At 69.8% G+C, this 16,454-nt stretch carries 19 protein-coding genes; 11 read left to right on the top strand and 8 right to left on the bottom strand.

What is annotated here, in order from left to right:
* Positions 1–5: 5 nt before the first annotated feature.
* The 3 genes from JTN19_RS03010 to JTN19_RS03000 are packed head-to-tail and all read left to right on the top strand — an operon-like array spanning position 6 to position 2,960.
* On the top strand, positions 6–1,076 hold the full coding sequence (locus JTN19_RS03010) for a C4-dicarboxylate TRAP transporter substrate-binding protein (protein WP_206930331.1): 1,071 nt from the start codon (positions 6–8) through the stop codon (positions 1,074–1,076).
* Between the two features lie 21 nt (positions 1,077–1,097).
* Positions 1,098–1,637: a TRAP transporter small permease subunit gene (locus JTN19_RS03005; RefSeq protein ID WP_206930329.1), complete on the top strand. Its 540-nt coding sequence runs from the start codon at positions 1,098–1,100 to the stop codon at positions 1,635–1,637.
* A 3-nt stretch (positions 1,638–1,640) separates the two neighbouring features.
* On the top strand, positions 1,641–2,960 hold the full coding sequence (locus tag JTN19_RS03000) for a TRAP transporter large permease (RefSeq protein WP_206930327.1): 1,320 nt from the start codon (positions 1,641–1,643) through the stop codon (positions 2,958–2,960).
* Here the strand turns inward: JTN19_RS03000 and JTN19_RS02995 are convergent.
* Complete coding sequence (locus tag JTN19_RS02995) at positions 2,957–3,817, bottom strand: intradiol ring-cleavage dioxygenase (protein ID WP_206930326.1); 861 nt, start codon at positions 3,815–3,817, stop codon at positions 2,957–2,959. The two genes, JTN19_RS03000 and JTN19_RS02995, sit on opposite strands and share 4 nt — an antisense overlap.
* A 5-nt stretch (positions 3,818–3,822) precedes the next feature.
* Entirely contained in the window at positions 3,823–5,295 is a 1,473-nt protein-coding gene (locus tag JTN19_RS02990; RefSeq protein WP_206930324.1) for an NAD-dependent succinate-semialdehyde dehydrogenase, read from the bottom strand.
* Positions 5,296–5,457: 162 nt separating this feature from the next.
* Here JTN19_RS02990 and JTN19_RS02985 point away from each other — a divergent pair, with 162 nt between their 5' ends.
* Positions 5,458–6,036 (top strand): YqaA family protein, encoded by a 579-nt coding sequence (locus JTN19_RS02985; RefSeq protein ID WP_206930322.1) that lies wholly within the window; start codon positions 5,458–5,460, stop codon positions 6,034–6,036.
* A gap of 58 nt (positions 6,037–6,094) precedes the next feature.
* Here the strand turns inward: JTN19_RS02985 and JTN19_RS02980 are convergent, their stop codons facing one another.
* The 4 genes from JTN19_RS02980 to JTN19_RS20310 are packed head-to-tail and all read right to left on the bottom strand — an operon-like array spanning position 6,095 to position 8,634.
* Positions 6,095–7,426 carry an MFS transporter gene (locus JTN19_RS02980; RefSeq protein ID WP_206930321.1) on the bottom strand — a complete coding sequence of 444 codons (1,332 nt, stop codon included), beginning with the start codon at positions 7,424–7,426 and terminating at the stop codon, positions 6,095–6,097.
* Positions 7,423–8,025, bottom strand: coding sequence for a nitrile hydratase subunit alpha (locus JTN19_RS02975; RefSeq protein ID WP_206930319.1), 603 nt, complete (start codon positions 8,023–8,025; stop codon positions 7,423–7,425). The genes JTN19_RS02980 and JTN19_RS02975 overlap by 4 nt, the downstream gene beginning before the upstream one ends.
* Position 8,026: 1 nt before the next feature.
* Positions 8,027–8,326 carry an SH3-like domain-containing protein gene (locus JTN19_RS20315; protein WP_206930317.1) on the bottom strand — a complete coding sequence of 100 codons (300 nt, stop codon included), beginning with the start codon at positions 8,324–8,326 and terminating at the stop codon, positions 8,027–8,029.
* A gap of 8 nt (positions 8,327–8,334) precedes the next feature.
* On the bottom strand, positions 8,335–8,634 hold the full coding sequence (locus tag JTN19_RS20310; RefSeq protein WP_191083505.1) for an SH3-like domain-containing protein: 300 nt from the start codon (positions 8,632–8,634) through the stop codon (positions 8,335–8,337).
* Positions 8,635–8,768: 134 nt separating this feature from the next.
* Here JTN19_RS20310 and JTN19_RS02960 point away from each other — a divergent pair, with 134 nt between their 5' ends.
* From JTN19_RS02960 to JTN19_RS02940, 5 genes are all read left to right on the top strand, one after another.
* The gene (locus JTN19_RS02960; RefSeq protein WP_206930315.1) at positions 8,769–9,698 is read left to right on the top strand and encodes a thioredoxin family protein; all 930 of its coding nucleotides are present in this window, start codon (positions 8,769–8,771) and stop codon (positions 9,696–9,698) included.
* Between the two features lie 2 nt (positions 9,699–9,700).
* Complete coding sequence (locus tag JTN19_RS02955; RefSeq protein WP_206930313.1) at positions 9,701–10,363, top strand: LON peptidase substrate-binding domain-containing protein; 663 nt, start codon at positions 9,701–9,703, stop codon at positions 10,361–10,363.
* A 9-nt stretch (positions 10,364–10,372) separates the two neighbouring features.
* Positions 10,373–10,570, top strand: coding sequence for a Trm112 family protein (locus JTN19_RS02950; RefSeq protein ID WP_184382440.1), 198 nt, complete (start codon positions 10,373–10,375; stop codon positions 10,568–10,570).
* Positions 10,570–10,929 (top strand): gamma-butyrobetaine hydroxylase-like domain-containing protein, encoded by a 360-nt coding sequence (locus JTN19_RS02945; RefSeq protein ID WP_206930311.1) that lies wholly within the window; start codon positions 10,570–10,572, stop codon positions 10,927–10,929. Before JTN19_RS02950 ends, JTN19_RS02945 begins: the two co-directional genes overlap by 1 nt.
* Before the next feature lie 131 nt (positions 10,930–11,060).
* Positions 11,061–12,638: an ABC transporter substrate-binding protein gene (locus JTN19_RS02940; protein WP_206930308.1), complete on the top strand. Its 1,578-nt coding sequence runs from the start codon at positions 11,061–11,063 to the stop codon at positions 12,636–12,638.
* A gap of 111 nt (positions 12,639–12,749) precedes the next feature.
* Here the strand turns inward: JTN19_RS02940 and JTN19_RS02935 are convergent, their stop codons facing one another.
* Together JTN19_RS02935 and JTN19_RS02930 are read right to left on the bottom strand one after the other, a co-directional pair.
* On the bottom strand, positions 12,750–13,094 hold the full coding sequence (locus JTN19_RS02935) for a hypothetical protein (RefSeq protein ID WP_206930306.1): 345 nt from the start codon (positions 13,092–13,094) through the stop codon (positions 12,750–12,752).
* A gap of 157 nt (positions 13,095–13,251) precedes the next feature.
* Positions 13,252–14,484 carry a UbiH/UbiF/VisC/COQ6 family ubiquinone biosynthesis hydroxylase gene (locus JTN19_RS02930; RefSeq protein WP_206930303.1) on the bottom strand — a complete coding sequence of 411 codons (1,233 nt, stop codon included), beginning with the start codon at positions 14,482–14,484 and terminating at the stop codon, positions 13,252–13,254.
* 201 nt (positions 14,485–14,685) lie between these two features.
* Here JTN19_RS02930 and JTN19_RS02925 point away from each other — a divergent pair, with 201 nt between their 5' ends.
* Together JTN19_RS02925 and JTN19_RS02920 are read left to right on the top strand one after the other, a co-directional pair.
* Entirely contained in the window at positions 14,686–15,024 is a 339-nt protein-coding gene (locus tag JTN19_RS02925; RefSeq protein ID WP_184382431.1) for a P-II family nitrogen regulator, read from the top strand.
* A gap of 32 nt (positions 15,025–15,056) precedes the next feature.
* Entirely contained in the window at positions 15,057–16,352 is a 1,296-nt protein-coding gene (locus JTN19_RS02920; protein ID WP_206930301.1) for an ammonium transporter, read from the top strand.
* Positions 16,353–16,454: the final 102 nt, after the last annotated feature.

The following is a 16,454-nucleotide window of genomic DNA, read 5'->3' as shown; positions in this document are numbered from 1 at the left end:
GAAACATGTCCATCCATCGCCGCAGCCTGGCCGCCGGCGCCGCCGCACTGCCCCTGTTTGCCGTGCATTCCCAGGCGCAGACGGCGCTGAACGTCACCATCGCCTCGTCCCACCCGGTCGCGAATTTCTGGGTGTCCATGATGAAGAACGTCTTCCAGCCGGAGACGGAAAAATTCCTGCGCGACAACGGCAACACCCACCGCATCAACTGGCGCGAGGCCTATGGCGGCACGCTGTATCGCTTCCAGGACACGATGGAGGCGGTGCGCGACAACATCACCGACATCGGCTATGTCGGCACGCTGTGGGAAGGCAGCACCATGCCCCTCCAGAACGTCACCTACTTCACGCCCTTCGCCACCGGCGACCACGCGGTGGTGGCCAATGCCTTCGAGGCGATGAACGAGAACGTGCCGGCCATCCGCGAGAACTGGTCCTCGCTGAACATGGTGCCGCTCTCCTCCTTCATCACGGACACCTACCACATCTGGTCCACCTTCCCGGTGCGCACGCTGGATGATCTGCGGAACCGCAAGATCTCCGCACCCGGCACCAGCGCGAACTGGCTCTCGGGCACGGGGGCGACGCCGGTGGATGGCGCGCTGACCACCTACTACACGGACATCCAGACCGGCGTGTCCGAGGGCGCGCTCTCCTTCTTCGTGGGCATCCTGCCCACGCGCGTCTATGAGGTCGCGCGCCACATCTGCAAATGCGACGTGGGTGCCATGTATGTGGGCGGCATCGCGGCCAACCGCCAGCGCTTCGGCCGCTTCCCCGAACCGGTGCGCCGCGCCATGACGGCCGCCGGCAAGGCCAGCACCGTCGCGCACATCCAGGACGTGTCCTCGCGCATCGCGGCCGCGGAGGCGGAGATGGTGCAGAAGGGCGCCATCATCACCACGCTCGCCCCCGCCGAGCGCCAGCGCTGGATCAGCGGCCTGCCCAACATCGCGCAGACCTGGGCGCGCAGTTCGGGCCCCGCCGCGCGCGACGTGCTCAACGCTTATTTCGTCGCCATCCGTGGCGCGGGCCAGACGCCCGGCCGCGACTGGGACCGCGAAGTGACCGCCTGAACCACTGGCAGGAGTGCCGCCATGGCCGATGACACGAACATGGCGGCGCTCGACGCCGCGCCCGAACGCACCGGCTTCGACCCGGTGCGGATCGCGCTCGATGCGCTGGCCGCCATCGGCACCATCTGGACCTTCGGGCTGATGCTGCTGATCTGCGCCGACGTCATCGGGCGTTCCTTCCTGAACGCGCCCATCACGGGCGTGGCCGAGATCGCGGCGCATTCGGTGGTGGGCATCGTGTTTTTGCAGATCGGCGCCACCATCCACCAGCGCCGCATGACGCGGGCGGACTTCCTGATCGAGCGCATCGCGCGCGCGGCGCCACCGCTGGGCCGTGCGATGGAAGTGCTGTTCCTGCTGGTGGGCGCCGCGGTCATGGCGTTCATCGCCTGGGCGGCCTGGCCCGGCGTGTGGAATTCGCTGGCCCTGCGGGAATTCTTCGGCGTGCAGGGCCTCTTCACCGTGCCCACTTGGCCCTTCCGCGCCCTGATCGTGCTGGGGGGTGCGGCAGGCGCCATCGCCCATCTCGCGCTGCTGCCCAGCGCCATCCGGGGGCGCTGAGCCATGGAAGACATCACGCTGGGCTTCACGCTGATCGGCGTCATGGTGGGCCTCATCATGCTGGGCCTGCCCATCGGCATCACGCTGATCGGCACCGGGGCGGTGGGCGTCTGGCTCATCCGCGACAATCCGGACCTGGCGTTTCGCTTCACCGCGATGTCCACCTATTCGGGCATCCAGGACTACCTCTTCGCCACCATTCCCTTGTTCGTGCTGATGGGCCTCTTGGTCAGCGTCTCCAATGTGGGGCGCGACACCTTCGAGGTGGCGCAGGCGCTGTTGCGGCGCGTGCGCGGCGGGCTTGGCATGGCGACGGTGGGGGCGAACGCGATCTTCGCGGCGGTCACGGGCGTCTCCATCGCCTCGGCCGCCGTCTTCACCAAGGTGGCGGTGCCGGAGATGGTGCGGCACGGCTATTCCATGCGCTTCGCCACGGGCACGGTGGCGGGCAGTTCCATCCTGGGCATGCTGATCCCGCCCTCACTGCTGATGATCGTCTATGGCGTGCTGGCGGAGGTCTCCATCGGGCGCATGTTCATCGCCGGCATCCTGCCGGGCATCATCATCGCGCTGGGCTTCGTGGCGCTGATCTGGGTGCGCGCCACCTTCTTCCCGCACCGGATCATGACCGCCGCCGGCCCCGCGCCCACGGTGCCCGAGCGTGACATGCCGGCGGGCGAGATGGTGGCCAAGGCCGTGCCCATCCTCTCGCTGGTGGTGCTGATTTTGGGCGGGCTCTACAGCGGCTTCTTCACGCCGACCGAGGCCGGTGCGGTGGGTGCGGCCGGCGCGCTGGTGATCGCGCTGGCGCGGCGGCAGCTCGATTGGCCGAAATTCTGGCGGGTGCTGCGGGAGACGGGGCTGGTCTCGGCCTCCATCCTCTTCCTGCTGATCGCGGCGAGCCTCTATTCGCGCATGCTCTCCATGGCGGGCGTGCCCCAGGCCATCGGCGAGATGGTGGAGACGATGGGCCTCGGCCCCTACGGCTTCCTGGCCGCCTTCGTGGTCATCGTGCTGCTGATGGGGATGATCCTGGACAGCACCTCCATCCTGCTGATCATGGTGCCCATCGGCGCGCCCATCGCGCAGGCCATGGGGTTCGACCTGATCCATTTCGGCATCATGGTCATCATCGCCGTCGAGATGGGGCTGCTGACGCCGCCCTTCGGCATTTCCGTGTTCACCGTGAAGGCGACACTCAGCGACCCGCGGGTGGGCGTGGAGACGATCTTCGCCGGCGCCCTGCCTTATGTGCTGGTGATGGGCGCGGCGCTGGTGCTGATCGCCTTCGTGCCGGCCATCGCGACGGCCTTGGTGGGCTAGGCTCGTTTCAACGCGAAGTCATAGCGCAGGGTGCGCCAGGGCGCGTCCAGCACCGTGCCGTCCGGCGCCACGCCCGGCGGCTGCGGCGCGAAGGGCACCACCAGCGCGTCCTTCACGCCGAAGACCGCATCGCTGTCGAGATACTCATCGCCCTCGGCGAAGACATGCGTCACCAGCGTCTCGTGCCCGGGCGCGCTGATCATGAAGTGCACATGGGCGGGCCGCATGGGGTGGCGGCCGGTGGCCTGCAGCATGGCCCCCACCGGCCCATCGGTCGGCACCGGATAGGCGGTGGGCGTGATGGTCCAGAAATGGAAGCGCCCCTCGGCATCGGCGCGGAAGCAGGCGCGCAGCTCGGGCACCGGGCCCTCGGCGCGCTGGACGTCGTAGAAGCCCTCCGCATCCGAATGCCAGATGTCCATCAGCGCGCCCGCCAGGGGCGTGCCATCCGCGCTCGTCACCTGGCCGGAGACATGCAGGCGTTCGCCGCCCACGCCATTCGCCAGCACGCTGCCGAGCGGCTTTTCCGCGACCCCCGCCACATGGAAGGGGCCGAGCACGGTGGTGGGCGTCGCCCCCTCCGGCAGGCGGTGGTTGATGGCGTCCACCAGCATGGACACGCCCAGCGTGTCCGACAGCAGGATGAACTCCTGCCGCTTGTCGTCGCACTTCTGGCCGGTGCGCGTCAGGAAGGAGATGGCCGCCTGCCATTCCTCGAAGCTCGGCTCCACCTCGCGCACGAAGCCGTGTAGGTGGCGCACCAGCGCCTGCATCACCTGGCGCAGGCGCGGGTCGGGCGTCTGGTCGAAGCGGGCCAGCACCGCATCCGTGATGCTGGCCTCATCGAAGTCGCGCATGGGGGTCAGAGGCCGCCCATCGCGAGGTATTTGATCTCGAGATAGTCCTCGATGCCGTATTTGCTGCCCTCGCGGCCCAGGCCCGATTGCTTCACGCCGCCGAAGGGTGCGATCTCCGTCGAGATGATCCCCTCATTGATGCCGATAATGCCACTCTCCAGCGCCTCCGCCACACGGAAGATGCGGCCCACATCGCGGGCGTAGAAATAGGCGGCCAGGCCGAACTCGCTGTCATTGGCGAGGCGGATGCCCTCCTCCTCCGTCTCGAAGCGGAACAGCGGCGCCACGGGGCCGAAGGTTTCCTCGCGGAAGCAGAGCGCGCCGACGGGCACGCCGGTCAGGATGGTGGGCTCGAAGAAATTGCCGCCATTGCCGTGCCGCTTGCCGCCGGTCAGCACCTTGGCGCCCTTGCCCGTGGCGTCGGCGATGTGTTCCTCCACCTTCGCCACCGCATCGGCGTTGATCAGCGGGCCTTGCGTCACGCCGGGCTCCATCCCGTTGCCGACCTTCAGCCCCTCCACCGCCACCTTCAGCTTGGCGGCGAAGGCGTCATAGACGCCCGCCTGCACCAGGATGCGGTTGGCGCAGACGCAGGTCTGCCCGGTGTTGCGGTACTTGGACGCCATGACGCCCTGCACCGCGGCATCGAGGTCCGCGTCGTCGAACACCAGGAAGGGGGCGTTGCCGCCCAGCTCCATGCTGGTCTTCTTCACCGTGGTGGCGCATTGCGCGAGCAGGGTGCGCCCCACTTCCGTGGAGCCGGTGAAGCTGAACTTCCGCACGAGCGGGTTGGAGGTCAGCTCCTTCCCCGTCTCCGAGGCCGGGCCGGTGATGACGTTGCACACCCCGGGCGGCATGCCCGCGCGCTCGGCCAGGACGCCCAGCGCCAGCGCCGAGAAGGGCGTCTGGCTCGCCGGCCGGATCACGCCCGTGCAGCCTGCGGCCCAGCCCGGGCCGGCTTTGCGGGTGATCATGGCGGAGGGGAAGTTCCAGGGCGTGATGGCGGCGAAGACGCCGATCGGCTCCTTCAGCACGATGACGCGGCGGCCCTGGGCGTTGTGCGGGATGGTGTCGCCATAGACGCGCTTGGCCTCTTCCGCGAACCATTCGAGGAAGCTGGCGGAATAGGCCACCTCGCCCTTCGCCTCGGCGAGCGGCTTGCCCTGCTCGGCCGTCATGATGGCGGCGAGGTCATCGGCATTGGCGTGCATCAGATCATGCAGGCGGCGCAGGATGGCGGCGCGTTCCTTGGCCAGCAGCTTGCGCCAGGCGCCGTAGGCGGCGTGCGCGGCCTCGATGGCGCGGCGCGTCTCGGCGGTGCCCATGGCGGGGACATGGCCGATGACGTCGCCCGTGGCGGGGTTGCGGACGGCAACGGTCTTGCCGCTGTCGGCCTTCACCCATTCGCCGTTGATGAGGTTGGCCTCGCGGAACAGCGAGGGGTCCTTCAGCGGCAGCTTCGCGGTGGCGTCGAGCATGGCATGTCCTCCTGTGTTGCGGGCAGGATAGGCCCGGCGCGGGGCATTTGTCAGCGCCGCCCGGCATGGCGCCTTGCCCGCCATCGGTGGTAAGGCCCGTCCGATTTCGGGGTTCCGCCCCGGCACATTCAACCCCCGCCCCGGCCGAGGACGCTCCCTGGAATGATTCGCAGCCTCTACGACTGGACGCTCTCGCTCGCGCGCACGCCGCATGCGCTCTGGGCGCTGGCGGTGGTGTCCTTCCTGGAAAGCTCCGTCTTCCCCATCCCGCCCGATGTGCTGATGATCCCGATGATCATCGCGCGGCCCTCGCGCGCCTTCGTCATCGCGGGCGTGGCCATGGTGACGTCGGTGCTGGGGGGCGTGGCCGGGTATTTCATCGGCTACGGCATGTTCGAGACGTTGGGCCGGCCCGTGCTGGAATTCTACGGCAAGGCGGCGTATTTCGAGCAATTCTCCAGCCATTACAACGAATGGGGCGCCTGGGCGGTGCTGATCGCGGGCGTGACGCCCTTCCCCTACAAGGTCATCACCATCCTCTCGGGCGCCACGGCGCTGTCGCTGCCGGTGTTCATCGTGGCGAGCATCGCGGCACGGGGGCTGCGCTTCTTCCTGGTGGCGGCGCTGCTGTGGAAGTTCGGCCCGCCCATCCAGCAATTCATCGAGAAGCGGCTGGGGCTGATGTTTTCTCTGTTCGTGCTGCTGCTGGTGGGGGGGTTCGCGGCGCTGCGGTTGCTGTAGCGTCTGATCGGCTTCGGTGGACTCACCGAAGCCGTGAATCAGCCGCTCGGTATCTCCGTCACCCTTTCCCCCGCACCAGGCTGAGCGTGCTGGACGCCAGCGCGAACGCCACCCCGCAGAGAAAGCCCAGCCACGGCCCCGCCAGGGTGAAGCAGGCCGCCGCCGTGACGGCGCCCGTGCTCTGCCCCAGCACCCGCGCCGTGGCCTGCATCCCCCCCGCGCTGCCCGCCCGCGCGCGGGGTGCCGCCGAGAGCATGGCGCGGTTGTTGGGCGACTGGAAACCGGCGAAGCCCACCCCCGCCAGCAGCAGCGCCCCGCACACCGCCCAGACCATGGTCGGCGGCACCACGGCCAGCAGCACCAGCGCCGTGGCGAGGAACACCCCGCCCAGCACGCAGGTCAGCGGCGAATTGGCCTGGTCCGCCCAGCGCCCCGCGATGGGGCCGAGCAGCCCCACCGCCAGCGGATAGGGCGTGATGATCATGCCGATCTGCACCGGGCTGAACCCCGCCGCCGAGAGGTGGAAGGGCATGCCGATCACCAGCAGCATGTGGGCCGCGAACATCAGCACCGAGGCCGAGACGGCGAAGCGCACCACCCGGATCCGCAGCAGGTCCAGCGGCAGCAGCGGCACGGGCCGCGCCATCTCCAGCCGCACCAGCGCGGCGGCGCAGAGCATGCCCCCCAGCAGCGCCGGCACCGCCAGCCAGGGCGCGTGCAGCAGCAGATCCATGCCCAGAAACACCAAACCGAAGGCCGCCACGTTCAGCGCGGCGGCCGTGATGTCGAAGGGCCGCCGCCGCCCCGGCACGCGCGGCAGCAGTTTCAGCCCGAAGACCAGCGCCGCCAGCCCCATGGGGATGTGCGCGATGAAGACGGCCGGCCAGGGCGCCACCGCCAGCACGGCCGCGCCCAGGCTCGGCCCGGCCGCCGAGGCGAGGCCCACCGTCATCGAATTCACCCCGATGGCGCGGCCCAGCTGCGCCGCCGGGTAGGTGTGGCGCACCAGTCCCGCCGTCAGGCTCATCACCGCCGCACTGCCCAGGCCCTGCACCATGCGCGCGGCCAGCAGCGCCTCGAAGCTGGGCGCGACCGAACACACCATGGCCGCCAGCGAGAAGACCAGCAGCCCCCAGGCCCAGACGCGGCGGAAGCCGAAGATCTCGCCCAGCGCCGCCATGGGGATGAGGGTGCCCACCACCACGATCTGATAGGCGTTGACGATCCAGACCGCCTCGGCCGGCGTCAGGCCGAGATCGGCGGCGGCCGAGGGCAGGGCGATGTTGAGCATCGCCGCGTCCAGCACGGTGACGGTGATGCCGGCGGCGATGCAGGCCGAAGCGAGCCCCCGCCGTCCGGGGGGCAGGCCATCGGCTTCGGTGTGGCTCACGCCGCGATGCGCGCGTTCTCCGCGACGGGCAGCGTGACACCCACCAGGCAATCCCGCGTGACGATGGCGGCGAGTTGTTCCTCGCTCCATCCCTCGGTGCCGGCGGGACGGGTGGGCAGCACCATCCAGCGGTAGTCGGCGGTGCTGTCCACCACGCGCACCTGCACGCCGGCGGGCAGCACCGTGCCGAACTCGGCCAGCACGGCGCGCGGCTCGCGCACCGCCCGCGCGCGATAGGCGGCGGATTTGTACCAGTGCGGCGGGTAGCCGATGACCGCGCGCGGATAGCAGGAGCACAGCGTACACACGACCAGGTGGTGCAGCCTGTCCGTGTCCTCCAGCACGCCCAGCGGGGGCGCGCCCGCCATGGCCACGCCGAAGGCCTCGGCGGCGGCGGTGCCGTCGCGCAGCATCAGGGCGCGGAATTCAGGGTCCAGCCAGGCGCGGGCGACCATGCGGGCGCCCGTTTCGGGCTGGGCGCGCTCGGCCTGGGTCTGGCAGCGGGCGATGTCCTCCTCCACCAGCACGCCGCGGCGCTTCAGCGCGGCGACGAGCTTGTCCAGGAGTTCGACGCTTTCGGGCAGCGGGGTTCCGGCCATGTCAGGCTTCCTCCAGCCAGTGTTCGAAGATCTCGATCAGCACCGTGTCGCCCACCTCGCCCTCGCCCCAGACCGGGGGTTGGTCGAATTCGACATGGTAGAGGATGCGCGGCTCGCCCGGGCGGCCGAAGGCCAAATCCTCGGGGTTCGGGAAGCGGCCCAGGGCGCGGGCCACCACCCCCTCGCGCCCGCGCACGTAATGCGGCGTGCGCAGGTGCATGGGCGCGATGCGCTCGGGCCGGCCGGGCTTCACGCGCACCCGCGCGCCGGGGGCGAAGCGGGCCTGGGCGGTGTCATGCACGCCGTGGCTCACTTGATGTCCTCCCAGGTGATGACACCCTTGCGGACCATCACGGCCGTCACCGAACGCAGCCACTTCTCGTAATAGGTCAGGCCGAAATATTCTGTTTCATGCAGCGCCTCGATGTTGAAGCGCATCTCGTCCACCGTGAACAAGCCCTTCTCCCGCAGGACCGAGCGCACGGCGTCCACCCGCTTGTCGAAGTCGCTGGGCGGCGCGTCGTCATCGGGTTCGACGGGGGTGCAGCGGAAGCGCGGGTTTCCGCCGAGGTCGTGGGTCGCGGGGCGATCGGGGTCGGGGCTGTCCATGATGGGATGCTAGTGCCGGCCGGGCCGCCGCCGCAATGGTCCGGACGGGTTGTCGCGCGGCCCGGACAAGACAAGATGTCGCTCTTGCCTTATCCCTGCGCCGGAACATCTACAGGCGGCCCCAGGAAATTCCCATGGAAGTGATCCTCGACCCCCAGAACCCGTCCCAGCGCCCCGACCCCGTGTCGGATGGCGACCAGAAGACCTTCATGCAGGACGTCATCAACGCCTCGCGCGAGGTGCCGGTCCTGGTGGATTTCTGGGCGACCTGGTGCGGGCCCTGCAAGCAGCTCACGCCCACGCTGGAGAAGGTGGTGCGCGCGGCCGGCGGGCGCGTGAAGCTGGTCAAGATCGACATCGACAAGAACACGCAGCTCGTCCAGCAGCTCGCGCAGCTGGGCCTGCCGCTGCAATCGGTGCCCACGGTCGCCGCCTTCTACAAGGGGCAGATCGCGGACCTCTTCCAGGGCGCCCTTCCCGAGGGCGAGGTGAAGAAGTTCATCGAGAACCTGCTGAAGCTCGCCGGCGGGCAGATGCCCGGCACCGAGATGCTGGCCGAGGCGAAGGCCCTGCTGGAGCAGGGCGACGCCCAGGGCGCGCTGGAACTCTTCGCCGGCCTCGCCCAGCAGGAGCCGGAGAACGCCGAGGCCTTGGCCGGCCTCGCCCGCTGCCTGATCGCGCTGGAGGAGGAGGAGCAGGCCCAGCAGATGCTGGACAGCCTCTCCGACAAGCTGAAGGCCCACCCCGAGATCTCGGCCGTGCGCGCCGCCATGGAACTCGCCGCCCAGGGCCGCGCCGCCGCGGGCATGCTCGGCCAGTACGAACAGCGCCTCGCCGCCAACCCGGATGACCACGAGGCGCGGATCGAGCTCGCCGTCGCGCTCGCCGGCATGGAGAAGCGGCAGGAGGCGGCGGAGGCGCTGCTGGAGGCCATCCGCCGCGACCGCGCCTGGAACGACGAAGCCGCGCGCAAGCAGCTTCTGAAGTTCTTCGAGGCCTGGGGCTTCGACGACCCCGCCACCATGAAGGCCCGCCGCGGCCTCTCGACCATCCTGTTCCGCTGAGCATGGATCCTTTCCAGCCCGCCCCGGAGCAGCTTCCCGCCGAGATCGCGATCTTCCCGCTCTCGGGCGCGCTGCTGCTGCCGGGCGGGCGGCTGCCGCTCAACATCTTCGAGCCGCGCTATCTGGCCATGACGCTGGACAGCCTGGCGCAAGGGCGGCTCTTCGGGATGATCCAGGGCGACCCGTCCAAGCCGCGCACCGAGCGCGGCAGCGTCACCTATGGCGTGGGGTGCCTCGGCCGCGTCTCCTCCTTCTCGGAGACGGAGGATGGGCGGCTGCTGGTGACGCTGACCGGCGTGCTGCGCTTCCGCGTGGCCGAGGAGATCGAGATGCGGCGCGGCTATCGCCGCGTGCGGGCGGATTACTGCGCCTACCTCCCGGACCTGGACCCGCCCGTGGACCCGGTGCCCCATGCCGAGATCCTGGAGGCGCTGCGCCCCTATTTCGCGGCCAAGGGCATCGAGGCCAACTGGTCCGCCATCGAGGAGATGTCGGGGCCCACGCTGGTGACGACGCTCGCCATGGTCTGCCCCTTCGCCATCCCGGAGAAGCAGGCGCTGCTGGAGGCGCCCACCCTGACCGAGCGCGCCGCCACCCTCGTCACCCTGCTGCGGATGGATGCCCATGATGGCGGCGACCTTCCGCCCGATGCGCGGCCCAGCTAGAACCGGACCATGAACCAGACCCCCCCTCCCGCCGGCGGCGCCGTGGACCCGCAGCTCCTGGAAATCCTGGTCTGCCCGGTCACGAAGAAACCGCTGCGCTATGACCGCGACCGGGGCGAGCTGATCAGCGACGCCGCGGGCCTGGCCTATCCCGTGCGCGACGGCATTCCCATCATGCTGCCCGACCAGGCGCGCAAGCTGCCCTGATGCAGGTTACGGAGCTGCGCTACCGCGCGGCGGACCGTGTGCTGCACATCGCCTTCGACGACGGCGCGCGCTTCGCCCTCAGCGCGGAATATCTGCGCGTCGAAAGCCCCTCGGCCGAGGTGCAGGGGCATTCGCCCGAACAGAAGCGCCTCGTCGCGGGGCGGCGGCATGTGGGCATCATGAAGATCGAGCCGGTGGGGCATTACGCCGTGCGGCTGCATTTCGACGATCTGCACGACAGCGGCATCTACTCCTGGGCCTGGCTGCGCAAGCTGGGCGAGGAAGAGGCCGCGCGCTGGGCCGCGTATGAGGCGGCGCTGGCGGCGAAGGGCTGGAGCCGGGACCCGCCCGGGCGCTGAGGCACCCTGCCCGCCCACTGGGCAGGCGCCGTCCCCTCTCTTGGATTTGCCTCAAAAAGAGTCGGTTTCGCCTTGCGGGGACGGTTTCCTGCGTGGTCCCCTCCCCGGGCACCCAGACCGGAGACCGACCCATGGCCACCTCCCGCCGCACCTTCCTCGCCAGCACGGGGCTTGCCGCCCTGGCGACACCGGCCCTCTCCCAGGGCGCCGCCGCCCGCGCGCTGCGCTTCATCCCGCACGCCAACCTCGGCGCCGTGGATCCGGTGGCGACCTCGGGCTACATCGTCCGCAACTACGGCTTCATGGTCTATGACACGCTCTTCGCGGTGGACACCGACTTCAAGGTGCAGCCGCAGATGGTGGAAAGCCATGAGGTCTCGGCCGATGGCCGGACCTGGCGCTTCCGCCTGCGTGAGGGGCTGCGCTTCCACGACAACGAGCCCGTCCGCGCGGTGGACGCCATCGCCTCCATCAGGCGCTGGGGCGCGCGCGACACCATGGGCCAGACGCTCATGACCGTGATGGACGAGATGCGCGCCACCTCGGACCGCGACTTCGAGATGCGCCTGAAGCAGCCCTTCCCGCTGATGCTGGACAGCTTGGGCAAGCTCTCCACCCAGGCGCTCTTCGTGGTGCCCGAGCGCGTGGGCAACTCCGACCCGCAGGTGCCCAACAACGAGACGGTGGGCTCCGGCCCCTTCCGCTTCCTGCGCAATGAATGGGTGCCGGGGAGCCTCGCCGCCTTCGAGAAATTCGCCGGCTATGTGCCGCGCGCCGAGCCCTCCTCTGGCGCGGCCGGCGGCAAGCGCGTGCTGGTGGACCGGGTGGAGTGGCGCATCATCCCCGACGCCTCCACCTCGGCCAACGCGCTGCAGACGGGCGAGGTGGACTGGTATGAGCAGCCCAGCTTCGACCTGCTGCCGATCATCTCCCGCAACCGCAACGTCCGCATCGAGATCACCGACCCGATGGGTTCGCTGATGATGATCCGCTTCAACCAGCTGCACCCGCCCTTCGACAACCCGGCCATCCGCCGCGCCGTGCTGATGGCGACGGACCAGCAGGCCTATCTCGATGCCGTGGTGGGCAACCCGCAATATTCGGCGCTGTGCCGCAGCATGTATGCCTGCGGCACGCCGATCGGCACGGACCAGGGCACGGGGGTGATGCCGGGCAACCTCGAACGCGGCCGCGCGGCGCTGCGCGAGGCCGGCTACAACAACGAACCGGTGGTGATCCTGGCCGCCATGGACAACCCGGCCAACAGCCAGATGTCGCAGGTGACGGCCGACCTGCTGCGCCGCATGGGCATGAATGTGGAGCTGGTGGCGACGGACTGGTCCGCCCTGCTGGCCCGCCGCGCCAACCGCAACCCGCCGGACCGCGGGGGGTGGAGCATCTTCCACACCTCCTGGGTGGGGCTGGATGTCGCGGGGCCGGCGCTGCATTTGCCGCTGCGCGCGCATGGCGCGCCCGCCTGGGCCGGCTGGCCCACGGACCCCGAGATCGAACGGCTGCGGACGGCGTTCATCGCGGCCACCGACCCGGCCGAGGGCCAGCGCATCGCCATGCAGTTGCAAACCCGCGCCTTCGAAAGCGTGCCCTTCGTGCCGCTGGGCACCATCATCCAGCCCACGGCCTTCCGGCGGAATGTCCAGGGCATCGTCAACGCGCCGGTGCCCTTCTTCTGGGGGGTGACCAAGGGTTAGCGCCTGGTCCGCGCAGGCGGATCGCCGGCGCGGTGGATCAGTCGCCCCGGACGCGAAAAAGGGCGGCGAGGCCTTCGCCCCGCCGCCCCGTTGCGCCAATGGCTCGGCGCGTTAGCCGCGCTGGCCGCGCGTCGCGCGCTCGGCCTCGCTCAATGCCGTCGCGCGGTCCGGGGATGCGCTGTAGATGATGCGCGCATCCTCACCCGAGCCGACCATGTGCGCGAAGACCGGCTCCTGCGCCACGGTGGGGCCGATGTGAACCACCTGCTGGTTCTCGCCCGAGCCGACCAGGCGCGCTTCGCCGCCACCCACCACGTTGCGGTTGTCGGCGGCGTAGGCAGGGGTGCCGAACTGGGGCGACACCACCACGCTGTCGGCCGCCAGGGCGGGCGCGGCGAAGGCGGGGGCCAGCAGCAGCGCGGCGCCGGCGGCGAGGGTGCGGATATTCACGGTCATGACCAAACTCCTGTCGAAATGACGGCCCGGAGGCCGCGGGACCCTGCGGTCCCCTTGCCCAGGAAGTTGGAAATGCCGCGCCAAACCGCCAATTCGCGGCGCGAACGGCCATCATCAGCCGTGTGAATGAAACTTCTTGGTCACTTGCGTGACGGCGTCACGCGCGCAGCGGCAACCCCATCGCCTGCCGGGCGAAGGCGCGCTTCAGCGCGGGGATGCGGTCCACCGCCGCGATGCCCAGGCGCCGCGCCAGCCGCACCACGCCGATGTCATTGCCGAACAGCTTCTCCAGCGCGTGCGTGGCGCCGATCATCATCAGCGCGTCCGGCCGGCGCTCGGCCTGGTAGCGGCGCAGCAAAGCGGGGCTGCCCACATCCTCGCCGGCCGCATGGGCATCGCCCACCAGGCGGGCGAGGGATTCCACGTCGCGGAACCCGATGTTCAGCCCCTGCCCCGCGATGGGGTGCATGCCATGGGCGGAATCGCCCGCCAGCGCCATGCGCTCGGCCGTGTAGCGCAGCGCGTGCATGGCGGTCAGCGGATAGGACCAGCGGCGGCCGATGGGTTCGATCTCGCCCAGCCAGTCGCCCAGGCGGCGCTGGAGTTCGCGCTTGAAGCGGGCCTCGTCCATGGCCAGCAGGCGCTGCGCCACGCCGCGGCTTTCCGCCAGCACGAAGGCCGAGGCGTGCGGCAGGTGGCTGGTGCCGAATTCGTGCTGGTCGTTCAGCGGCAATTGCGCGAAGGGGCCGGCGGGGAGGAAGAGTTCCAGCGCGCGGTTGTTGTGCGGCTTCTCATGGGCGAAGGCGCCCACCATGCCGATCTGCCCGTAGTCATGCCGCGCGCTGCCGATGCCAGCCGCGGCGCGCAGCGGGGAGTTGCGGCCCTCCGCCCCCACCACCAGTCGGGCGCGGACGCGCCTGCCGTCCCGCAGGGTAAGCGTCGCGCCATCGGCGTCGCGCGCCACCTCGGCCGTCATGGGCGCGAAGACCTGCACGCCGGGCAGTTCGGGCAGGCGGGCGTTGAGCGCCACGCGCAAGGCCCGCGCCTCCACCATCCAGCCGAAGGGGTCGTCCGCCACCTCGGCCGCCTCGAAGTCCAGGTCCAGCGAGGAGGGACGTTCGCCGATGCGCCCATCCGCCACCTTGATGCCCTCGATGGGGCAGGGCGTGGTGGGCAGGCGGTCCCAGATGCCCGCGGCCTCCAGCACCCGGCGCGAGGCGAGCGCGATGGCATAGGCCCGCCCGTCGAAGCCCTGCAACTCCATGGGCGGCAGCGGGGCCGCGTCCAGGATGGCGCAGGGCACGCCGCGGGCGGAGAGGGCGGCGGCGAGCGTGGCCCCCACGGGACCTGCGCCCAGGATGGCGACTTCGGTTTCGAGCGTCTGGTTCATGGGCGACAGCTTAGTTGATTCCGTGAACGCGCAAGAGTCGGGCGTTCCCGCCCCCCGGCGCCCCCGGATTCTGCCTGCAAAACAGGCAACCCCCGCGCAACCCCCCGATGAATCGTGCCCGAACCGAATGGCACGGGATTTGGATACCCGTAGTTTCGCAGGCGGTGCGGCACCGCCGCGTATCGGGAGAGAGGCAGGCTGATGAAGCTCGTGATGGCGATCATCAAGCCCTTCAAGCTGGACGAGGTGCGCGATGCGCTCACCCCGCTCGGCGTGCAGGGGCTGACGGTGACAGAGGTGAAGGGTTTCGGGCGGCAGAAGGGCCAGACCGAGATCTACCGTGGCGCCGAATACCAGGTGAGCTTCCTGCCGAAGCTCAAGATCGAGGTCGCGGTGCCGGCCGAGATGGTGGACGCGGTGGTGGAGGCCATCTCCGCCGCCGCGCGCACCGGCAAGATCGGTGACGGCAAGATCTTCGTGCTGGACGTGGACCGGGCGCTCCGGATCCGCACCGGCGAAACCGACGCGGCGGCGCTGTGATGCGCGCGCCCTACCTTGGGAGAATTCGGAACATGACGTCCTGGTTGCGCCTCGCCCTGGCGAGCGCCCCGCTGCTTGCCCTGTCGGCGCTGCCGGCGGCCGCGCAGGAGCCCGCGGCCTCGCCCATCAATTCGGGCGACATGGCCTGGATGATGACCTCCACCGCCATCGTCCTGATGATGACCATCCCGGGCGTCGCGCTGTTCTACGCGGGCATGGTCCGCAAGCAGCACGTGCTGTCCACCATGATGCAGTCCTTCACGGCCTGCGCGCTGATCTCCATCGTCTGGGTCGTGATCGGCTACAGCCTCGCCTTCTCGGGCGAGGGCGCCTATGTGGGCGACCTCGGCAAGATGCTGCTGATGCACATGTCCACGACATGGAACCAGCCCTACGACACCGACGCGACCATCACCGAGCCGGTGTTCATGACCTTCCAGATGACCTTCGCCATCATCACCGCCGCCCTGATCACGGGCGCGGTGGCGGACCGGATGAAGTTCTCGGCGCTGCTGGTCTTCCTCGTCCTGTGGTCCATCATCGTCTACAGCCCCGTCGCGCACTGGGTCTGGGGCGGCGGCTTCATGGATGGCTGGGGCGTGCTGGACTTCGCGGGTGGCACGGTGGTGCACATCAACTCGGGCGTCGCGGGCCTCGTCGCCTGCCTCGTGCTTGGCCCCCGCAAGGGCTACGGGCATGACAACATGTCCCCCTACAACCTGAGCCTGGCCGTCATCGGCGCGGCGCTGCTGTGGGTGGGCTGGTTCGGCTTCAACGCGGGCTCGGCCGGCGCGGCGAACGTGAACGCCGGCATGGCCATGATGGTCACGCAGATCGCGGCCGCCATGGGCGCGCTGACCTGGCTGTTCGTGGAGTGGATGTCCAAGGGCAAGCCGTCCGTGCTGGGCGCCATCTCGGGCGCCGTCGCGGGCTTGGTCGGCATCACCCCGGCGGCGGGCTATGTGGACGCCACGGGCGCGCTGGCCATCGGCTTCGCCTCGGGCCTCATCGCCTTCTGGGCCTCCACCTCGGTGAAGAAGGCGCTGGGCTATGACGACAGCCTGGACGTGTTCGGCATCCATGGCGTGGCGGGCATCGTGGGCGCGCTGCTGACCGGCTGGTTCGCCATCGAGGCCATCGGCGAGACGGCCGGCAGCTTCCAGCAGGTCATCGTCCAGGCGATGGGCGTGGGCGTGACCATCGTCTACACCGCCATCGCGACCTTCATCATCCTGAAGGTGGTGGACGTGATCGTGGGCCTGCGCGTCACCGACGAGGAGGAGCGCGAGGGCCTCGACGTCACGCAGCACGGCGAACGCCTGGGCTGACGCCCTACGGGCTTCAACGGGGCGCGCCGGGGGGAACTCCGGCGCGCCCTTTCTTTTTCCCAGCTTCCGCTTGACCCGGCGCGGCCGCCTTCCCTTCTATTG

The organism is Roseococcus thiosulfatophilus (assembly GCF_017311575.1).
Lineage (GTDB): Bacteria > Pseudomonadota > Alphaproteobacteria > Acetobacterales > Acetobacteraceae > Roseococcus > Roseococcus thiosulfatophilus.
Note: the sequence above shows the minus strand (reverse complement) of the source record. Positions and strands in the feature narration are given on the sequence as shown.

Excerpts from the sequence above, each read along its gene's own strand:
- JTN19_RS03010 (WP_206930331.1), top strand. The coding sequence starts at position 6 with ATGTCCATCCATCGCCGCAGCCTGGCCGCCGGCGCCGCCGCACTGCCC.
- JTN19_RS03005 (WP_206930329.1), top strand. The coding sequence starts at position 1,098 with ATGGCCGATGACACGAACATGGCGGCGCTCGACGCCGCGCCCGAACGC.
- JTN19_RS03000 (WP_206930327.1), top strand. The coding sequence starts at position 1,641 with ATGGAAGACATCACGCTGGGCTTCACGCTGATCGGCGTCATGGTGGGC.
- JTN19_RS02995 (WP_206930326.1), bottom strand. The coding sequence starts at position 3,817 with ATGCGCGACTTCGATGAGGCCAGCATCACGGATGCGGTGCTGGCCCGC.
- JTN19_RS02990 (WP_206930324.1), bottom strand. The coding sequence starts at position 5,295 with ATGCTCGACGCCACCGCGAAGCTGCCGCTGAAGGACCCCTCGCTGTTC.
- JTN19_RS02985 (WP_206930322.1), top strand. The coding sequence starts at position 5,458 with ATGATTCGCAGCCTCTACGACTGGACGCTCTCGCTCGCGCGCACGCCG.
- JTN19_RS02975 (WP_206930319.1), bottom strand. The coding sequence starts at position 8,025 with ATGGCCGGAACCCCGCTGCCCGAAAGCGTCGAACTCCTGGACAAGCTC.
- JTN19_RS20310 (WP_191083505.1), bottom strand. The coding sequence starts at position 8,634 with ATGGACAGCCCCGACCCCGATCGCCCCGCGACCCACGACCTCGGCGGA.
- JTN19_RS02960 (WP_206930315.1), top strand. The coding sequence starts at position 8,769 with ATGGAAGTGATCCTCGACCCCCAGAACCCGTCCCAGCGCCCCGACCCC.
- JTN19_RS02955 (WP_206930313.1), top strand. The coding sequence starts at position 9,701 with ATGGATCCTTTCCAGCCCGCCCCGGAGCAGCTTCCCGCCGAGATCGCG.
- JTN19_RS02950 (WP_184382440.1), top strand. The coding sequence starts at position 10,373 with ATGAACCAGACCCCCCCTCCCGCCGGCGGCGCCGTGGACCCGCAGCTC.
- JTN19_RS02945 (WP_206930311.1), top strand. The coding sequence starts at position 10,570 with ATGCAGGTTACGGAGCTGCGCTACCGCGCGGCGGACCGTGTGCTGCAC.
- JTN19_RS02940 (WP_206930308.1), top strand. The coding sequence starts at position 11,061 with ATGGCCACCTCCCGCCGCACCTTCCTCGCCAGCACGGGGCTTGCCGCC.
- JTN19_RS02935 (WP_206930306.1), bottom strand. The coding sequence starts at position 13,094 with ATGACCGTGAATATCCGCACCCTCGCCGCCGGCGCCGCGCTGCTGCTG.
- JTN19_RS02930 (WP_206930303.1), bottom strand. The coding sequence starts at position 14,484 with ATGAACCAGACGCTCGAAACCGAAGTCGCCATCCTGGGCGCAGGTCCC.
- JTN19_RS02925 (WP_184382431.1), top strand. The coding sequence starts at position 14,686 with ATGAAGCTCGTGATGGCGATCATCAAGCCCTTCAAGCTGGACGAGGTG.
- JTN19_RS02920 (WP_206930301.1), top strand. The coding sequence starts at position 15,057 with ATGACGTCCTGGTTGCGCCTCGCCCTGGCGAGCGCCCCGCTGCTTGCC.